We start from the raw sequence: 20,145 nt of genomic DNA, 5'->3' as shown, positions 1-20,145 counted from the left end.
GATTTAAAAAAGCCCCCGAAAATCTCGGGGGCTTTTTGAATGTGCTATCGAAGTGTTTAAGTCTTCGGTGATTCAGAGGCGATGACCATCATCATCTGACGGCCTTCCAGACGCGGTTCCATTTCAACCTTGCCCAGACCCGACAGATCTTCCTTCACGCGATTGAGAACTTCCATCCCCAATTGCTGGTGCGCCATTTCGCGACCACGGAAGCGGAGGGTGAATTTCACCTTGTCCCCTTCTTCCAGGAAGCGGCGGGCGGCCTTCATCTTCACTTCGTAATCATGGTCACCGATTGCGGGACGCAATTTCAGTTCCTTGATCTCGATGACTTTTTGTTTTTTGCGGGCTTCGTTCGCCTTCTTTTGCATCTCGTACTTGTATTTACCGAAGTCGAGAATTTTGCAAACCGGCGGTTCAGCACCCGGGGAGATTTCAACCAGATCCAGACCCGCTTCTTCAGCGGCGGCCAGAGCTTCGCGGATCGACACAACGCCGACCATTTCACCATCGGCACCGATCAGGCGGACCTTGTCCACCCGGATTTGAGCATTCACGCGCGGGCCGTCATCACGGGGTGCATCACGGCGCGGGGGTACAGGTGGTCTAGCGATGGGTCGTCTCCATTAATTAAGTTGGTGTTACCGGGGGCGGATCATCACACCCCCGAGTTTCTATAAGGGGTTATTAATACGGCGGTTTTACGCTTTCTGCAAGGGCCTGAATCGCGGATTCCAGCGGGTCAAAGGCCTGTTTTTCATCGCCCAGGCGACGAATGGCGACCTTTTGCTCCTCGGCCTCGCGCTTGCCGACCACGAACATGACCGGGACCTTGGCCAGGGAATGCTCCCGGACCTTGTAGTTGATCTTTTCATTGCGCAGGTCGATTTCGGCCCGGATGCCCGCGACCTTCAGTTTTTCCAGCACGTCACGGGCGTAATCATCCGCGTCAGACGTGATGGTGGCGACCACGCATTGGACCGGGGCCAGCCAGAGCGGCAATTTCCCGGCATAGTTTTCGATCAGGATACCGATAAAGCGTTCCAACGACCCCAGGATCGCCCGGTGCAACATCAACGGGCGGTGTTTCGCACCATCTTCGCCGACATAGGACGCGCCCAGACGCTCGGGCAGGTTCGGGTCCAGCTGCAACGTGCCACAGGTCCAGGACCGGCCAATTGCATCGCGGATGTGGAATTCCAGTTTCGGGCCATAAAACGCCCCGTCACCCGGTGCGATTTCATAAGCCAGACCGGCTTTATCCAAGGCCTGCTTCAAGGCGTTCTCGGCGTAATCCCAGCTTTCTTCCGTACCGACGCGTTTTTCCGGACGGGTGGCCAGTTTGACCACAACATCGGTAAAGCCCAGATCGGTGTACATGACGCGCAGCAATTCGCAGAACGCCATGGACTCCGCTTCGATCTGATCTTCGCGGCAGAAGATGTGGGCGTCGTCCTGCGTGAACTGGCGCACACGCATCAGGCCGTGCAGGGCGCCATGCGCTTCGTTGCGGTGACAGCAGCCAAATTCCGCCATGCGGATCGGCAGGTCGCGATAGGATTTGATGCCCTGATTGAAAATCTGGACGTGTGCCGGGCAGTTCATGGGCTTCAGCGCCATGAAATGTTTCGGCTCTTCCTTGAACACCTTGCCGCCTTCGTCCGTGTTCGGCACGACGTCCGGCACCACGAACATGTTTTCGCGGTATTTACCCCAGTGACCCGATTGTTCCCAGAAACGGGAATCCATCAGCTGCGGCGTTTTGACTTCGATATAGCCCGCGGATTTCAGGCGGCGGCGCACATATCCTTCCAGCGCGAGCCAGATGGTGTAGCCTTTGTCATGCCAGAACACCGACCCTTGCGCTTCTTCCTGCAAATGGAACAGATCCATTTCACGGCCCAGTTTGCGGTGGTCGCGTTTTTCTGCTTCCTCAATCTGGGTCAGGTAGGCCTGCAATTCGTCTTCGGTGCGCCATGCGGTGCCGTAAATACGGGTCAGCATCGCCTTGGATGAATCACCGCGCCAGTATGCACCGGCAACCTTGGTCAATTTGAATGCCGTGCCGATATGTTTGGTGGTCGGCATGTGCGGGCCACGGCACAGGTCAAGCCATGTGCCTTGTTTGTAAATCGTAATCGTTTCCGTGCCCGGCAAATCGCGGATCAGCTCGGCCTTGTACATCTCCCCCTTGTCGGTGAAGAACTTGATGGCATCATTGCGATCCCACACTTCGCGTTCGAACGCGGCGCCGCGGCCAATGATTTCCTTCATCTTCGCTTCGATCTTTGGCAAATCTTCCAGCGTGAAGGGTTCGTTGCGGGCGAAGTCGTAATAGAAACCGTTTTCAATGGATGGGCCGATCGTCACCTGCGTGCCCGGGAATAATTCCTGCACCGCTTCGGCCAGAACGTGGGCGCAGTCATGGCGGATCATCTCCAGCGCGGCATTGTCCTCGCGTTTAATGATGCTGACCGTTGCGCCGTCTTCCAACGGGCGGGACAGGTCGCGAATGTCGCCATTGACGGAAATGGCAATCGCGGCCTTGGCCAACGACTTTGCAATCGACTCGGCAAATTGCAGACCCGTCGTCCCCGCCGGGACGGTGCGCGTGGCCCCATCGGGCAGCGTGAGGGTGATGTGATCCAGAGCGGCGGCGGTGTTGGACATGATAAACCTTGTGATTTGCTAATATACGGCGGGCGCAAAACCCGTTGCGCCGCACGATATGTTAAGAAACACAATGTCCACGCAAAAAGCAAGCCGCCACAGCCAGTTGAGCGTTATAAATCATGGCTTTTCAACACGATCACCCACGCAGTTGGCGGTGCCCCCCTCGGACCCGGCCACCCCCACCGGACGATCCGGCAAACACGGCCCAATTTCGTTTATTTATCAGCGTGTTCGAATATATCCTTTATTCATTTTTGCGTGCTAATTGTCTATGTAAAATAAGTTTGGCGTAAGGTTGCGCGCCTATACTTTTTAACATGGAAACGGGTGTACGCCGGATGGATACGACGCAATTTAACGAGATCATGCCCGAAACGGATGAGCGCGTGATCTGCATCCGTGTCGACAAACCCATCAGTGGTGAGGGATACAAGACCCAGTTTTTGCCGCTGGTGCAGAAGATGGCCGCCGACCATGGGGAAATCCGCATGGTCCTGTTGTTTGAAAAATTTCTGGGCTGGGAGGAAGAAGCCGCGATGGCCGACCTGGCATCGACGCTGTTTCTGGCCCGGCACTTAAAAAAACTGGCGATTGTCAATCTGCCCGAAAAAATGGTTCAGTATGTGGGCATGCGTCAGGCCGCGTTGAAAACCGATCTGCGTATCTTCAACACAGACCAGTTCCAGGACGCCCTGGCCTGGGCCCGGATATAACACCATTTTCACGGGGGATCGCATGACCAACACCATTACGATCATGCCGGAAACCAATGCCACAACATTGTTCGTGCATTTGCACGACACCATCAGCGTGGACGATTATATACAGTTTTTTGATACGCCCGTGCGCGCAATCCAGCAAAAAAACGGGTGGTACAATCTTCTGGTTTATTATGACCGCGATTTCAAAGGCTGGTCGGAACAGGCGGCGGCGTTGAGTTTTAAATGCATCACTGATATTGGCAGCACGGCCCGCCGGCTGGCCTATGTCAGTCCGCCGGATCAGCGCATCCTGTTGATGAAAATGATGCGTCCGATTATCAAGGCTGAAACACGGTATTTCAATCTGGAGGATCTGGATGACGCCATTGCATGGATGCAGGCGTACAGGCCAGAAACGCGATGACCAACACAAAAGAAAAATGCGTAATCATCCTGCCGCAAACCGAGGGCGATTTATTTTGCGCCCGGTATGACGGTGTTATGAACGTGCCCGAATATACCGAAATTTTCATCAAACAATCGGATGCCGCAATTGCGAAATACGGCACCATCCGCCTGTTGATTGAATTTGGCCCCAATTTCGCCGGGTGGGATGACGAGGCCGCCGAATTGAACTTTAAAACGGTTTTGCGGCAATGCCCACATGTCCGCAAACTGGTCTACATCAACCCCAGCAAGCGCACGCTGGCCAAAGCCCACATGCTGTTACCGGCGGATTTGAAAAACAATATGCGCATGTTCGAGGCCGGGCAGATCGCCGAAGCCGTGGAATGGATGAACCGCCCGGAGCGGACCGACGATCACAAAAATCCCGCCGCATAACACCACCTTAGATATGTAGACAAGGGCACCCAGCCCTTCTTATATAGCGTCTATTCAGTTGCTTTTTTATTTTTTAAGCCATAGATGCCAAACGATCAGACGCCCCCTGTAAGCGGGAAAACCGTTATCAACCTGCCCCATACCGCGCTGGACACATTTTGCGTCCGCTATACCGGTATTATCAATGCCCAGGATTACAAGGATGTGTGCGTTGATATCGGAAACGCCATCATTGAAAAACATGGCCAGCTGCGCATGCTGATCGAATATGTCGATTTTCTGGGATGGGAAGATGACGCGGCGGAACTGAACCTGAAAACCATCTTTTACCAGGCCCCGTTCGCGACGCGATTGGCGTACATTAATCCGACCGAACGGGCGGTGATGAAATCACGACTGATCCTGCCGCCCAAAATATTGGGCGTCATGCGGGTTTACGCGGCCGGGGAATTGGAAGAAGCCGTGCGCTGGATTAAAAGCAACGAACCCGCGTAATCTATAAGCACCCGTAAAATCAAATTCCATTTCATGCCCCATTTAGCATTCCCGCGAAAGCGGGAATCCATACAGAGGACAGACATGTTTGCGTGGATTCCCGCTTTCGCGGGAATGCCCATGATAAAGATTGTACGTATTAAAATTTTACCGCTCGCGCATCGCGCCATCGACGGTTTTGATCAGTGGTTTCAGGATATATTCCATCACCGTTTTCTTACCCGTCATAATGTCGACCGAGGCCACCATGCCCGGAATAATCGGCAGCACCTCGCCTTTGCGCTTCAGGCTGTTTTCATTCGTGCGCACTTTCACACGATAAAAACTTTCACCCTTTTCATTGGTGATGGAGTCGGCGGAAATATCGACCAGTTCACCCTTCAGTCCACCATAGATCGAAAAATCATAGGCGGTGATTTTGACAACAGCGGCCTGCCCCGGATAGAGGAATGCAATATCGGACGGGCGAATTTGCGCCTCGACCAGCAGCTGGTCATCCTTGGGCACAATTTCTACAATCGGGTCGCCCGGCTTCACCACGCCGCCGACCGTATTGATTTTCAGATCCTTGATCGTCCCGTTTACAGGGGAACGGATTTCGGTCCGGGTTTTGCGATCTTCCAACGACCCCAGGGTCTGGCTGATCGCGTTCATCTCGATCTGCTTGGCGGATAATTCGGTTTGCGCCTGTGCCCGCACGGTATCCGTCACCTCATCAATCTTCGCTTTGGCTTCAGCCACGGCGGATTGCGCACGCGGCAAAGCGGACAAAGCAGAGTTCAATTCGGATTGTTTTTCTTTTAATCCGCGCTCCAACTGGATCAATTCAATCTTCGGCGCCGATCCACGTTCAACCAGCGGCGCAATCATATCGCGCTCGGACCGGGACAGGCGAATCACCTCGCGCAAATCGGCGGCACGGGTGTTCAACTCACGCACTTCCTGTTCCCGTTGGGCCAATTGTTGCTGATACACGGCCAGTTGCGCGTTCAAACTTTGGGTATTGGCGCGGAAGGCTTCCAGTTGTTCTGTCACGCTTTGCGGCGCGCCCTTCATTACATTTTCGGGAAATTCCGGCGTGGCCTTGCCCTCGGCCTCGGCACGCAAGCGCGCGATGGTGGCCAGCAGACCCAGATATTTCGCCTGATTCACACCCAGATCGGAGGACGCATCCAGATTACGCAGGCGCATAATAATCTGATTGGCGGTGACTTCGTCGCCTTCACGAATCATGAATTCATCGACAATCCCGCCATCCAGGCTTTGGATGATTTGCACTTCGCCAGACGGAATAACCTTGCCCTGCCCGCGCGTCACTTCGTCAATCGGGGCAAAGCTGGCCCACAGGACAAAGACCACAAAGAACAACACCGAGAACACCAGAATCAAATGGCGCGACAACGGCAATTCTTCATCCGTGGTGAAATACCGGTCGGCATGGGCCTGCATCTTTTCAAAATTCTGCTTGGCCCAATCCTGTTGCGCCTTGGCCCAACCCGCGCTGGAATTGATCGTATCCTCAGCGGGTTGTGTGCTCGCAGGTTTATTGTCAGCGTTTGGTTTTTTGACAGGTGTATTCATGAAACTGCGTCCGTTTAAACGTCTGTTTGTTCGGCCTGGGTGCCGTACTGGCGGGCCTGTAATTTACGGATAACATCATCCTTCGGCCCAAAATCAACCACGCGGCCACGGTCGAGCAGGATGATTTTATTCACCAGGCCCAGCATCGTACCCTTGTGCGTGATCAGGATCGTCGTCTTATTCTCGCACAAAACGTTTAACCGTTTCATCAAACGCTGTTCCGACGCAGGGTCGAGCGATGCGGTTGGTTCGTCCAGAATCAGAACCGGGGGATCGTACAGCAGCGCCCGCGCGATCGCGACGGCCTGGCGCTGACCACCGGACAGGGCTTCACCGCGTTCACCGACCTGCGTATCCAGACCCGCTTGCGTTTCACGCAAAAATTCCATCACACCAGCCAGATCGGCAGCGCGCAGGACGGAGCGATCCGGCGCCGTTTCATGCCCCATGGTGATGTTTTCACGCACGGTACCGTAGAACAATTGCGGGCTTTGTTGAACCGCACCGACGGAGCGACGCAAATCGCCCGGATCAATCTGACGCACATCGGTGCCATCAATCTGCACCGATCCGCTGTCGGGCTGGTACAAGTTCAGAAGCAACCGTTCCAGCGTTGTCTTGCCCGAACCCACCGCGCCGATGACGCCAATACGGTCGCCCGGATTGATGGTGAAACTGACATGGTTCAGGGCCGGAATGGTCTGGCCCGGATATTTGAAAACGACATCGCGGAATTCAACATCCCCCTTGATCGATGGCATGGAGATAAAATGTTTCCCCGCCGGACGCTCAACCGGACGCTTCATCAGATCATCAAGCTGGATAAGCGCCTGTTTTGACTGACTTAAACGGGTCAACAACCCCGCCACCTGCGCCAACGGTGCCATGGCCCGGCCCGACAAAATCACCGAGGCGATCAACGCCCCCATGGTGATATTGCCCTCAACAATCTGGTACACGCCGACGATCACCACCGCCGCGCTGGCCAGTTGTTGGATATACATGGTGAAGTTCATCGCGAAGGATGACAGCTTGCGCGATTTCATCCCGGTGCGTGATGATTTTTCGTTCAGCTCTTCCCATTTGCGTTGGGTGTGACCTTCGGCGGCTTGCACCTTCACGGTTTCAAGCCCGGAAATCGCTTCGAACAGCAGTGCGTTTTTCAACGCACTTTCCATCATCGATTCCTTCATGATCTTGGCCAGCGGACGCTGCATCAGATAGCCGAACAAAATTACCAGCGGTACGCATACAGTCGGCACCAGCGCCACCCACGGCCCCGCGATGACGAGGATCAGCAGAATGAACATGACGATGAAGGGCAGATCGATCAGCGCAACCAACGTGGCCGAGGTGAAGAAATCGCGCAGCCCTTCAAATTCACGCATGTTGCTGGCCAGTACACCGGCGCTGGCCGGACGGGCGGCCATGGTCATGCCGAGAATTTGTTCAAACAGGCTGGCGGAGATTTTAATGTCGGCCTTGCGCCCGGCAAAATCCAAAAACTGCGCCCGCAGGTTTTTAAGAATAAAATCAAAGGTGTAGACGGTTGCCACACCGGCGGCCAGCACCCACAACGTATCAAACGCGGCATTGGGCACCACGCGGTCATACACGTTCATGGTGAACAGCGAACTGACCAGCGCGAAAATATTGATGAGGACCGCGGCCACCGCCACTTCTTTATACAGGCGCTTATGTTCCTTGAGCGCACCCCAGAACCAATCGCGCGCCGTATTGATTTCCGCCGGACCCGCACGGTCATCCGTACGCGCCACCGGGCGGACAAAGAACGCATACCCCGCATACAGGTCGCGCATACGCGCCAGCGGAATATTTTCACGCACATCTTCAGTTTCGGCGAACTGAACAACAAAAGATGTTTCGGGGTGCAGTTCCACCGCATGGCCCGGTTCTTTTTTCGGCGGGTGTTTGGCCGGATATTTCACATCCCACAGGATACAGGCCTGCCCCTTTTCCAGCACCAGAATGCACGGCAAGTTCGGCGCAATCGCCAGCGCATCAATACCGCGATCAACCAGTTGTGCATTCATGTCGGCGCGTTCGGCGGCGCGTGCAAACAAGGCCGGCGTGATGCCCGTTGGCGGAATGGGCAGACCGGCGGTCAGGCTGGCCGCAGAGGTGCGCCGCCCGTAATGCCCGGCCAGCAGACGCAGGCAATCCACCAGCGGCGAATGCGATGCCATGCGGTCCGCCTGTAGCGACCATGTGCTGTCTTGATCAGGAGTCTGATCGGAAGGAACGGATTGTTCAGATTGCGCTTCTGGAGCGGCATCAGACGGCGATACGGTCACGGCGATAAAATCCCGGATAGAAATAAAAGGAAGGGCACCCCGGCGCATACCGGGACGTGCAGGAAGAGGGTTTTATTCTATCAGACCTTGTGCGCGGAGCCTAGCCCGCCCACCCCAAATCGGCATTAATCCTGGAATGGACGATAGGCCCTGCTTTGGTTTTGCTGAACCAGATTGGACATATCAGAGTACAATTTATAGGCCTTGGCAAAACGGGGGTCGGCGCTGTCATCCATCATATTGAAATAAGCCCCGGCCAGTTTTTCCGCCCGGATCGGGTCGGCATCACCAATCTTACGAACCAGCGGTTCCCATGTCTGGAATACAGCATAGCCCATCGTACCGCCCTGCATCACATAGGGGGCCAGCAATTGGGCCGCGCGCACACGCGCACCATGGTCGGTGAGGTCCAGAACCTTCTTCGCAAACGCCATCACACCCATGGTAATCAACGGGTCGCGATAGAGCCGGTATTCCATGTTTTGCAATGATGTTTCAGCGGCCTCGTTAAAAGCCTTTTTGCGTTCTTCAAAAGATGTTCCGGTCATAATGCCCCCTCGTTTTTGTACCTTCTTTAAATATGACCTCAGACTGGCACAGGGTGCGACGCAATGGCAAGAGGCACAAAACAACCCCCTCCCCATAGCAAACCCCCGGCACAGAGGCCGGGGGTTTGAAATTTCGTCAAACAGATCAGCGATTACATTTTTGCCGGATCAGCTTCGCGGGAATAGGCCACGCCCAGAACCGGGAGCAATTCGCCCTTCAGGCCCAGCAGGCGGTAGACCGCGAACATTTCCAGGAATTCGGAGTTCACCGTGTTGCTTTGGGATACGAACAATTCGTTTTGCGCGTCCAGAACGTCCAGCAACGTACGACGGGACAGATCGAACTGATCCTTGTATGCTTTTACGACTTCCTGGTTGGCGGCGGCTTGGGCTGCGAATTCGCGAGCGCGCTCACCAGCGGACACCATACGGGCCCAGGTTTGGCGCACTTCGTTTTCAACGCCGCGTGCGGCCTTGGCGCGTTCTTCTTTGGTCTGGGCTTCACGGCTCATGAACTCGCGGACGCGGGCGTTATCGGCACCGCCGCGATACAGGTTCCAGTTCAGCACCAGCAAGGCGGAGGCGCTGGTGTCGCGACCCTCAACACCGTTCAGGTCTTCACCGTTCCGGGCGTTGGCCTGGAAATCAACCTGCGGATAGAAGGTGGAGTATGCGCCTTGGTATTCTTCGTTCGCAACACGCATGTCGGCTTCGAAAATATCCAGCGTCGGGGATTGGTGCAGGGCGGTTTTCACCTCTGCCTCAACATCGGCGGCCAGCGCGTCAACTGGCACCAGCGGCATCACCAGATTTTTCGGCGCTTCACCAACGGCGCGCATATACGCGGCTTCGGAAATGCGCAGGGATTCACGGACACTGGATTCGTTCGCACGGGCAGACGCCAGACGCGCACGCGTTTGTTCCAGATCAGCGGTGGTGGTGCGGCCCACATCGGAGCTGTCTTCGATCTGCTCCAGAATAGTGATGTGATCAGCAACGTTCTGACGGGCGATGCGCAGCAATTCACGTTGGCGCATCACATCCAGATAGGCCTCGACAATTGCCAGACCGGTCAGTTCGGATGCCTCGCGAACGCGGTGCGATGCGGATTCAACGCGGGCTTTTTGACGACCAACTTCGTGTTTGGTTTCGAAACCATCAAACAGCATCTGCGTCAATGTGATGCCCGCTTCGTAGCGCCACATGTTTTCTTCATCGTCATCATCCAGACCACCGCGGGTGGACGGATCATCGCTGTGTTCAAAACCGGTATCAGCGGCAACGTCGATGGACGGCAGATACAAAGCTTTCGCCTGGTTCAATTCTTCGTCCGTTGCGCGGCGGTTGTTGGCCACGATGTTATATTCCGGGTTGGTGCGCACACCGATACCAACCGCTTCGCTCAGCGAAATCTGCATCGGATCCTTGGCGACCATTTCGCCAGAGGCGGAAGCGCGCATCCCCGTATCCTGTGCCAAAGCACCGAACGACAGAGCGGAAGACAGGGCCAGCGCCGAAACACCAACGGTCAAATATTTGAAAAGACGAACAGAGGTCACTGCTTTCCCCATTTAAATCATGACGAACAATATGATCCGGCGCGGCCCAAGAAACGTACACCCAAAGGTGGATAACCTTTGGAATGACGGGATCGCCCGGCACACCCGTTTTATACCGAAACCCATTGTGTTCCAATATAAATTTGCCCGTCCTTTATATCGTGAAACAAGCCTCGGGTCCAGAGGGACTTTCCGTAATCTACATAGAATGATTGCGACTGTATCACACAAGCCACACAGGGAACGCCCAGGGACCGCCAATACAAAACCGGCCCGAGAATATCCCGGGCCGGTTTTGTTATTCTGTAAAAGCTGCCAATTAGACGTCGGTGACAACACCGGCGGTCAACAGCTGGTTCAGGGTGGCGTTGACGCCCTCCAGCACCACGATGTCCTGTGCACCGGAGGCATTCCCCATACCCGTCGCATCGATCGACAGAATGGTTTTGCCGCTTTCGGTCCGGGCGAACACGAAATCGTTGATCGCATCCTGGGCCGGGTTGTAACCCAGACCAGAGAGCAGATCGGACAGGTCAACACGGTCACCTTCGGCCGCGTCAAAGTCCTTGATCGTGTCTTTGCCATCGCTCATCGATTGATACAGGAAGGTATCGGCACCCGAACCGCCATACAGCGTGTCGTCGCCAGCACCACCATTGATGATGTCGTTGCCTTCCTGGCCGAAGATCAGGTCGTTCCCGGCTCCACCGTTCAGCGTATCGTTACCGCCGTCACGGGTGTCACCCGTGCTGGTGGTGGATTCGGCGGCCAATGCTTCGGCATGGGTGCGGATATAATCAATCGTATCCGCACGGGTCCATCCAGCGTTGGTGCCTTGACCCGCTTCCAGTTTCGCGAAAACGTCCCAGCCTGCGCCTTTCAGCGTGTTCAGACCTTGGGCCAATGCCAGATCGTCGGTGAAGACCGAGTCGCCGAACAGAATGTCATTGCCATTCCCGCCAACCAGAACGTCATCACCCAGATCAGCCAGCTGGTTCAGCGGGCTTGCGCCTTGCAGAGCAGCGGACAGATCATCGGAGTCGTTCACGTTAATGGCCACGCCATCGGAGTCGATTTCCTTGATGTAACCAAAATTGGTGCTGGTCGCACCCAGATTGATACCAACACCGATCACTTCGCTCAGCGCTTGCAACATAGCGATTTCGTTGGTGTTGTCATCGCGGACATTGTCACCGAAACCAGGCTGACCATAATCCGCATCACCGCGGATTTGATCCATGGCTTCGCCCGCACCCCAGGACGCTTCACGCACGGTCCCATTATTATCAACATAATGGTTCGGTGCGCCGTCCGAGATGAAGTAGCTGATGCGTTCCGCATCCGGGTTCGCGGCAGCGGCATCTTCCATCCACTCAATTGCGGCCTGCATCGGAGCTTCGTAGTTGGTGAAGCCGTTGCCGTCCAGCGATTCGATGTAGGCATAGATGCTGCTCAACGAATCCGTGGCCAGGTTGAACGTACGCTCGTTCCCAACATTAGTTGCAAAGGGCACGAAGTGAATAATCACGTCACCGCCCGTATATTGGTCCAGATCGCCCACCAAGTTGTTCACCGCCTGGATCAGCTTGTACATACGGTCGCCCGCACGATCATTGCTGCCCATCGAACCGGATACGTCCAGCATCATGACGATGTTGTAATCCTTGTCGACGTTCTGCATGGACGAACCGCCAGCATCACCGATCAGGATGTCGCTGGACGCGCCGCCGGTAATCACACCGTCGTCATTACCAACAACATATGTCGTGGTTGATCCGCTAACATCATCAGCATTGCTGCCAACCAACAGAACCGGATTCAGCACATCAATGCTCAACACAGCGGTATCCGTATCGCCATCACCATCCTTTAAGGTATAGGTGAATTGGTCCGGCCCAGCCGACGTCCCCGGGTATTCGACGGTTACGTCTTTCAACAGGAAGGACGATGCCTTGCTGCTATTCTGCACCGTAAAGATCTCAACTTTATCGATCATCTTGCCGCCGAATTCGGTGCTTTCGATTTCAAAAGTGCGATCCAATGCAGATCCCGATGTAATCGTTACAGTCTTCAGGGTGCTCGATCCATCCTCGAGGAACACGCGGAAGACCATGGAGTCACCCGCATTGTTTGCCATATCCGACAAAACAATCGACAGACCACTGGCCAAATCCGCAGGGTTTACAACAAGTTTTTCGCCTGCGGACCAGACCTTGTCACTGCCATTCCCCTTAATACCGATACCAGCACCCGTTGAATGGTTAACCCAGGTCAAATCGGTACCAAAGGCAACACCGCTATATTCCGGCGTCCCAATGCTGATTGTCACGCCATTTTTGGTGATGCTGAGTTGCGTTCCCGACACATCAGACGATCCCAGGTTCAAAGTCGAGGTTGTGCCCGTTGTTGTCCCGGAACCAGCGTTCAAGGTGTAGGTATAGGTGCCATCAGCCTTGATTTTCAAAACGCCGTTCGCGCCGTTGATGGTCGCTTCACCCACGGCTGGAACCGCAACGGTGGTTCCGCCAAATGATACGGATGTGACCGTGTTCGATTCATCCTGGCTGAAATCATCGTTGGCAACGACCGTTCCATTTACAACACCGATAACGGCATCCACAAACGCGACATCATCATGGGCCGTTACACCATCATCCAAAACGGTGATTTGCAATGTACCTGTGGTAAAGTCGCTATCTGCATCCGTCGCCTTCACCCCGAAATTCAGGATAATCGCATCGTTATGATTGGATGCATTCGGATGATCCAATGTACCCAGCAAGTTAAAGCTGTATGTACCATCGGAATGAACCGTCAACGTAAAGATCGTTTCCGCACCCGCCTTACCCGTATAGGTATTTCCAGACAAGGTTACATTCACATTCACACCATTCGACTTCAATGTCATCGCGCTGGCAAATGCACCGGTTGCACCGAAAGTGCCCGGGCCATCGCCGCCGAAATCAGCCGTCATCTTGCCGCCCACCGAAACCGGGCCAGAGACCAGATTGGTTTCATCTACGGTTTTAGCAGGGGTTACAAAATCATCCGGCTCATCATCCGTTACCGTTACCGTCAGGGTTTTCGTCACCGAAGCGTTGTTATCGCTCAGGTCCACTTCAACGCCAGACAGGTTGGTTTCGGTTGCTGTCGATTTGACGCTCAGTGTGAATGTGCCCTCGGTTCCGCGAACCGGGTTCAGTTTCAGGCCAGACAATTGCGATTGGGTCAGGACCCAGTCACCATTGGCCTGTTTCACGCCAGCGGACAATGTCGCACCAGCCGGAACGCCCGAGATCACAACACTGGAAATCGTTTCCGACGTATCCAGATCATTGACCGAGGTCAGGATATTCAGGGCAATCGGGCCGTTATCCGAACCGGCAGCATTGCTGACGACCAGGTTCGGAGCATCGGCAACCGCGTCCGTTACAACGCGGAAGGCGTCATTGTTGGATGCGCTCAGGCCCGTTACCGGTTCCGTCGCGGTTGCGGTGGCAACCAGACCCGACAGGTCAACATCACTGTTGGCTTTCGGTTTGAAGGTCAGGCCGCCATTGTAGTTTTGGCCCGCCGGCATGGTGATCGTCCATGTACCCGTTCCGGCATTGTACGTGCCGTTGGCATTGGTGATCGTCCAGTCGGCATTGATGCCCGTGACTTTCACGGTCAGAACCTGACCAGCCGGACCCGCCGGGTCCAAAGCCGCCACGATGGATACGAAAACGGAACCGTCTTCCTTCACGATCACGTCGTCCACGCCGTTATTGACCGTAATGGTCGGCGGCAGAACGTCCGGTGCTTCACCGTTCAGGGTCAGCGTTGCCTTGGACGGATCGCCATCGGCGTCGGTCAGTGTGTATTCAAACACATCCGTACCCGGTGTCGCGCCGCCAATCGGGCTGGCGTTGGCCAGAGCGGAGCTGAGGTCATCCGGATCTTGTACGTCGATCGCGTTTGCGCCCGTATCGATGTAGTCCAGGTTGTCGAGCGTGGAAGAATTCACGCCGATACCCACCGCAATCACCTCACCCAGATTTTGCAGGTTGGAGATTTCCGGAGAACCATCACCGCCATTCAATTGGTTCAAAATGGTGAGCAGGTTACCCGATGCAACGTTGCCGTTGCTGTCGATGTAACGGTTCGGTTCGCCATCGGATACGAAGTAGCTGATGTTCGTCGCGCCAGCCGGTTGTGCAGCCAACCATGCAGCAGCATCCGCCAGCGGGGCTTCGTAGTTGGTGTACTGGTTGCTTCCGGTCAGAGAATTGAGCCCTTCCAGATAGGCCAGAACATCCGTCAACCCCGAGGGGTCGGTCACGGTAAATGTGTGGCCCGCCTGGGAGTTTGTACCGAACGGAACGATGTGAACTTTAATGTCACCGTTCGGATAGGCATTGAAGTCGTTCATCAGGTTTTGAACAGCATCGATCAATTTCGCCATTTTCGACGACGGATCGGACGCATTGCCCATGGAACCGGACACGTCCAGCATCATAACGACGTTATAATCCTGATCCGGAGCCGGCGCCGTTTTAACGGTGTAGGTGTAAGACCCATCCGCCTTGATTTTCAACGTACCATGATCACCCTCGATCGTGGCTTCACCCGTGGCCGGAACGGTTACTGTCGTGCCACCAAAGGACACAGCCGTCACCTTGTTCGGAACGTCCTGAGATCCCAGATCCGCCGCGCCAACATTGTCGGCGTTCAGACCCGTAATCACGTTACCCGTTGTACCGCCATCCAGAATGTCGAAATTATTGATATCGTGGTTTGCGGTCGGGGCATCGTCCAGAACCGTGATCGTCACGGTGCCGTTGGCCACATCGCCATCGGCATCGGTGGCTTTCACACCGAAGTTCAGGTTGATCGGTTCGTTCGGGTTACCCGCAATCGGGTGGTCCAGAACACCGGTCAGGTTGAAGGTGTAGGTGCCCGTGGCCGGGTTGAGGCTGAGGGTAAAGATCGGATCGCCACCCGCAACCGCCGTATACGTGTTACCAGACAGCGTCACAACAACCGGAACCCCGTTGGAGGTCAGGCCACTCGGGCCCGTGCCGGTGAAGCCGAAGCTGCCCGGGGCATCAGAGCCGAAATTCGCGGTCAGCGTGTTCGAAACCGTTACCGTCGGGGATGTGTGCAAGGACGTTTCATCGACCGTTTTGCCCGGTGCGTTGAAGTTTTGCGGTTCATCGTCGGTCACGGTGACATTCAACGTGACCTGTTTCGTCGCATCGTTGTCGCTCAGGTCGTTTTCCAGACCGCTGAGGTTCTGTTCCTTGGCAAAGGTTTTAACCGTCAGCGTGTAAGATCCTTCGGTCCCGCGCACCGGCGTCATGGTCAGACCCGCCAGTTGAGCCGGGGTCAGTGTCCATGTATCGGTCGCAGCGTTGTATGTGCCCGCCGACAAGGTTGCGCCAGACGGCACGCCCGTGATGGTCAGGTGCGTGATCACTTCGGAACCGTCCGTATCACCCACGCTGGTCGCGATGTTCAGCGCGATCGGGGTGTTGTCGGAACCGGATGCGTTGCTTGCGCTCAAGTTCGGTTCATCAATGACCGCATCGGTGCGGACATTGAAACCGTCATTGGCCGGGGTGCTGGTTTGGCCCGAGGATGCATCTTTCGATACAGCCGTCGCCACCAGACCCGTCATGTCGATGTCCTTGTTCGCCGGCGGCGTGAAGGTCATGACGGTGGACAGGTTTTGGCCCGCCGGAACCGTGTAGGTCCAGGTGCCGGTTGCAGCATTGTACGTACCCACCGGAGCGGAGAAGCCCCAGCTTGCATCAATACCGGTCACCGTCACGACCAGATATTCATCCGTATCGGCATTGGCACCCAAATTGGCAACCAGCGCCACGTTCACGGAACCATCTTCCTTCACCCATGCATCGTCAATGCCACCATTAACCAGAATGGTCGGCGGGTTGATGCCCGGCGTCCAGGTTACGGTCAGCGGCGCCGAGTCAGAGTTGGTGTTGTCACCCGTGGCGAATTCGCCATCGGTCGGTGTGTCCACCGTGTGAACGGTTGCGGTCAGGTTCAACGTGCCGTTGAAGTTGGAGTTCGGCGGCGTGATCGTCAGGCCAGCCAGCTGCGCCGGGGTCAATTGCCAGATACCACCACCCAAATTCGTCCCAGCGGACAGGGTGAAGCCCGGGTCAACGCCAGAAATGGTGTAGTGAGAGATCGATTCGGAACCGTCGAAATTATCCGAACCCAACATCCCGTTCAGGGTCAGGGCAATCGGCGTACCTTCGGCGGCTGTGCCGCCATTAGCGGTGATGTCCGGTTTGTCGGCCACAGCATCAACAACGATACCAAAACCATCATTCACCGGTGCAGTTTGAATACCTGCAGCCGGATCATAAGCCACAACGGATGCATTCAGGCCCGACAAATCCACATCGGATTCGGCCGGCGGCGTGAAGGTCAGCGTGGTGGACAGGTTGGAGTTGGCCGGAACCGTATAGGTCCAGGTGCCCGTGCCGGCATTGTATGTGCCAACCGGCGCAGAGAAGCCCCAGCTGGACGGAATGCCCGTGACGGTTACAACCATGTATTCGCCCACAGCCGGGTTGGTGCCCAGCGCGGCGGTCAGCGGAACGTCAACCGTGCCGTCTTCTTTCACTTGCGCGTTATCAACGCCACCATTGGCCAGAATGGACGGCGGGTTGATCACCGGAGTCCACGTCACGCTCAGCGGCGCGGAGTCGGAATTGGTGTTATCGCCCGTGTCATTTTCAACATCATTCGGCGTATCCACTGTGTGAACGGTGGCCGTCAGGTTCAACGTACCGTTGAAGTTGGAATTCGGCGGCGTAATCGTCAGGCCAGCCAGCTGCGCCGGGGTCAGTTGCCAGACACCACCACCCAAATTCGTCCCAGCGGACAAAGTGAAGCCCGGGTCAACACCGGAAATGGTGTAATGAGAAATTGATTCGGAACCATCCGTATCAACGCCCAGCATTCCGTTCACGCTAATCGCAATCGGCGTGCCTTCAACAGCAGTGCCGCCATTGGCCGTTACATCCGGCGCATCCGCGACAGCGTCGGTGATGATCTGGAACGCATCATTGGCATTCGCAGACGTGCCCGTTGCCGGTTCAAAAGCCGTGGCTGTTGCGTTCAGGCCGGTCAGATCCAGATCGGACTGCGCCGGCGGTGTAAAGGTCAAGCCACCATTGTAGTTTTGACCAGCCGGCATCGTGATCGTCCACGTGCCTGTTGCCGGATTATACGTACCGTTCGCCGCACCCGTGGTCAGTGTCCATGTCGGATCAATACCCGTCACGGTCACGGTCAGGATTTCATTGCCCGAACCCGCCGGGTCCAGGGCCGCAACGATCTTCACGAAGACAGTGCCGTCTTCCTTCACGATCACATCGTCGACACCGTTATTGACTTCGATGGTCGGCGGGTTGGCTTCCGGCTTCCATGTCAGGGTCAGTTTGTCCGTTGCAGAATTGGTGTTGTCGGTTGAATCAAATTCACCATCGGTCGGCGTATCCACCGTATGGATCGTCACGTTCAGATCAAACGTCCCGAAATAATTGGCATTGTTCGGATTGATGGTCAGGCCCGCCAGATCGGACGGGTCCAGACGCCAGACGCCACCACCCTGATCCACGCCAGCGGACAGGGTAAAGCCCGTCGGAACGCCAGAGATGATGTAGTGGGAAATGGATTCAGAGGAGTCGAAATTATCAACGCCCAGTGCGCCATTGATGGACACCGGCAGAACAACACCTTCGTTCCCGGTGGCATCGCTGCCGTTCACGGTCGGAACGTCGGCCACCGCATCAACCGTCACGTCAATCGTGCCGTTGCTGCTGGAGCTCAAGCCCGTTGTGGTGCTGATGTTCGTTGCGGTGACTTGCAGGTTCGGCAGGTCCACGTCGGATTGCGCCGGCGGAGACAAGGTCGGGGCCTGAGAGGTGGAACCACCGCCCAGCAACGTAAACGTCCATGTGCCCGTCGTGCTGTTATAGGTGCCCAGGCCCGGGGTCACGGTCCAGTCCGCGGGAATACCGGAAACGGTGATGACCAGGTTCACGCCCGTTGCCGTGCCCGAATCAGCCAGAATGACCAGCTGAACCGAACCATCTTCCTTGACGACGGAATTGCCGACTTCCAGCGACGGCGGCGGCGGTGCTACCGGGGTCGGGGCCGGGCCTTCTTCGAAGAAGATATCTTCTTTGAATTCAGGGATATTATATTGCAACGCTGTCGGGCCAATCGGGCCGATGGCGTCCGGGCTGTCCAGCGGGGCGGAATCAACCGCACTTTGGAAGCCGAAACCGCCACGGGATCCACCCGCGCCGCCCGCTTCACCGGCGGCCGGCTCTACGGCGGCCAATTGTTCAGCCAGCTGTGCCAGATCAACATCATCGGTTTGACCGGAAGCCGGTTCAACCTTCGCGGCTTTTTCCGCTTCGGCGTCTTTGGCGACCATGGTCAGCACATCAACACCGTTAATCACGGTACCATCCGCCAACGTCAAAGACGGCGGGTTATCACCCTTCACCGCATCGCTGTAGCCTTGCAGGACCAGAACGCCGCCATCAGCAAACGTAATGACCAGATCGCCGTTGCTTTCAACGCGGGTGGTTTGCGCATCAAGGTCGAAGGAGAGTTCGTAAACCGTGCCGTCTGCCATGGTGATTTCGACGGTCTTGCCAGCACCCGGTGCAGCAACGATCACAGCCGGGCCGTCGGCGCGATCATTCGCAGGAGTGCTGGTGGCGCCCGACAAGGTCGCCAGTAATTTTGCCGTGTCGATGACTTCGCCATCGGCGAGAGCGATCTGCGCACCCTGCGCGCTCAGCTCTTTGAAATTTTCAATCTGGAGAGATGACCCATCCGTCAGCTTGATGACCAGTGCGCCAACGGGCGACAGGCTCATGCCCTGAATATCCGCCGAACCGAACGGCAAGCCGTTGGATTGATCCGCGGAAAACACCTGTGCGGTGGATGATTTTTGTTCGGCCATTATAACTTCTCCTCTATTGCGCGTTTCACCGCGTTTTTATTGCCCGAAAATTGGGCACACCATAGGCACACCAATCCCTTTTAGGAATGGCAGAGTTCTACCCCTTTTGTGCAGGAGAGTCAAACTTTATTATGTTAATACGGAGTGTTTTTTTCGATCCGGGCTTGTCCCCTGGAACGGGGTGTGGGCCTGGGTCCACCTGATACCAACATAACATCCAGATCTGAGCGGTTTATTATTGCCCCTCTACCGCTCAGGGTTATGACACGATGCACAAAAAAGGCGGGAAGATACGCAGAAAACAAACGCAGAACATATATGAAAAATGGGTTGCCGGACAGACACCCCACCCCAACGGACCCACCGTAGCGGAGAATGGTTAACAAAATCTCAGGATGCGGACCGTGCCCGCTGGACAGCCTCCGCCGCCCC

11 protein-coding genes are annotated in these 20,145 nt (G+C 55.8%); 4 read left to right on the top strand and 7 right to left on the bottom strand.

Going from position 1 to position 20,145, the window contains the following annotated elements:
• Positions 1-56: 56 nt before the first annotated feature.
• Positions 57-614 (bottom strand): translation initiation factor IF-3, encoded by a 558-nt coding sequence (infC, locus tag MICA_RS00535; protein WP_049782071.1) that lies wholly within the window; start codon positions 612-614, stop codon positions 57-59.
• Between the two features lie 73 nt (positions 615-687).
• Complete coding sequence (thrS, locus tag MICA_RS00530) at positions 688-2,670, bottom strand: threonine--tRNA ligase (protein ID WP_014101686.1); 1,983 nt, start codon at positions 2,668-2,670, stop codon at positions 688-690.
• A gap of 341 nt (positions 2,671-3,011) precedes the next feature.
• Here thrS and MICA_RS00525 point away from each other — a divergent pair, with 341 nt between their 5' ends.
• From MICA_RS00525 to MICA_RS00510, 4 genes are all read left to right on the top strand, one after another.
• Positions 3,012-3,386 (top strand): SpoIIAA family protein, encoded by a 375-nt coding sequence (locus MICA_RS00525; protein WP_014101685.1) that lies wholly within the window; start codon positions 3,012-3,014, stop codon positions 3,384-3,386.
• Between the two features lie 22 nt (positions 3,387-3,408).
• Positions 3,409-3,798: a SpoIIAA family protein gene (locus tag MICA_RS00520; RefSeq protein ID WP_014101684.1), complete on the top strand. Its 390-nt coding sequence runs from the start codon at positions 3,409-3,411 to the stop codon at positions 3,796-3,798.
• A complete protein-coding gene (locus MICA_RS00515; RefSeq protein ID WP_041793700.1) occupies positions 3,795-4,217 on the top strand; it encodes a SpoIIAA family protein in 423 nt (140 codons plus the stop codon). The genes MICA_RS00520 and MICA_RS00515 overlap by 4 nt, the downstream gene beginning before the upstream one ends.
• 84 nt (positions 4,218-4,301) lie before the next feature.
• The gene (locus MICA_RS00510; protein ID WP_014101682.1) at positions 4,302-4,712 is read left to right on the top strand and encodes a SpoIIAA family protein; all 411 of its coding nucleotides are present in this window, start codon (positions 4,302-4,304) and stop codon (positions 4,710-4,712) included.
• 147 nt (positions 4,713-4,859) lie between these two features.
• Here MICA_RS00510 and MICA_RS00505 read toward each other — a convergent pair whose 3' ends face one another.
• The 5 genes from MICA_RS00505 to MICA_RS00485 all read right to left on the bottom strand — a co-directional run bounded on the left by MICA_RS00505 (position 4,860) and on the right by MICA_RS00485 (position 19,713).
• Complete coding sequence (locus tag MICA_RS00505; protein ID WP_014101681.1) at positions 4,860-6,293, bottom strand: HlyD family type I secretion periplasmic adaptor subunit; 1,434 nt, start codon at positions 6,291-6,293, stop codon at positions 4,860-4,862.
• Between the two features lie 14 nt (positions 6,294-6,307).
• The gene (locus tag MICA_RS00500) at positions 6,308-8,608 is read right to left on the bottom strand and encodes a type I secretion system permease/ATPase (RefSeq protein WP_041794127.1); all 2,301 of its coding nucleotides are present in this window, start codon (positions 8,606-8,608) and stop codon (positions 6,308-6,310) included.
• Positions 8,609-8,733: 125 nt separating this feature from the next.
• A complete protein-coding gene (locus MICA_RS00495) occupies positions 8,734-9,156 on the bottom strand; it encodes a hypothetical protein (protein WP_014101679.1) in 423 nt (140 codons plus the stop codon).
• Positions 9,157-9,308: 152 nt separating this feature from the next.
• A complete protein-coding gene (locus tag MICA_RS00490; protein ID WP_014101678.1) occupies positions 9,309-10,715 on the bottom strand; it encodes a TolC family outer membrane protein in 1,407 nt (468 codons plus the stop codon).
• Positions 10,716-11,034: 319 nt separating this feature from the next.
• Positions 11,035-19,713, bottom strand: a complete 8,679-nt coding sequence (locus tag MICA_RS00485) for a T1SS-143 repeat domain-containing protein (protein WP_014101677.1) — start codon at positions 19,711-19,713, stop codon at positions 11,035-11,037.
• Between the last annotated feature and the right edge of the window lie 432 nt (positions 19,714-20,145).

The organism is Micavibrio aeruginosavorus ARL-13 (assembly GCF_000226315.1).
GTDB classification, from domain to species: domain Bacteria; phylum Pseudomonadota; class Alphaproteobacteria; order Micavibrionales; family Micavibrionaceae; genus Micavibrio; species Micavibrio aeruginosavorus_B.
Note: the sequence above shows the minus strand (reverse complement) of the source record. Positions and strands in the feature narration are given on the sequence as shown.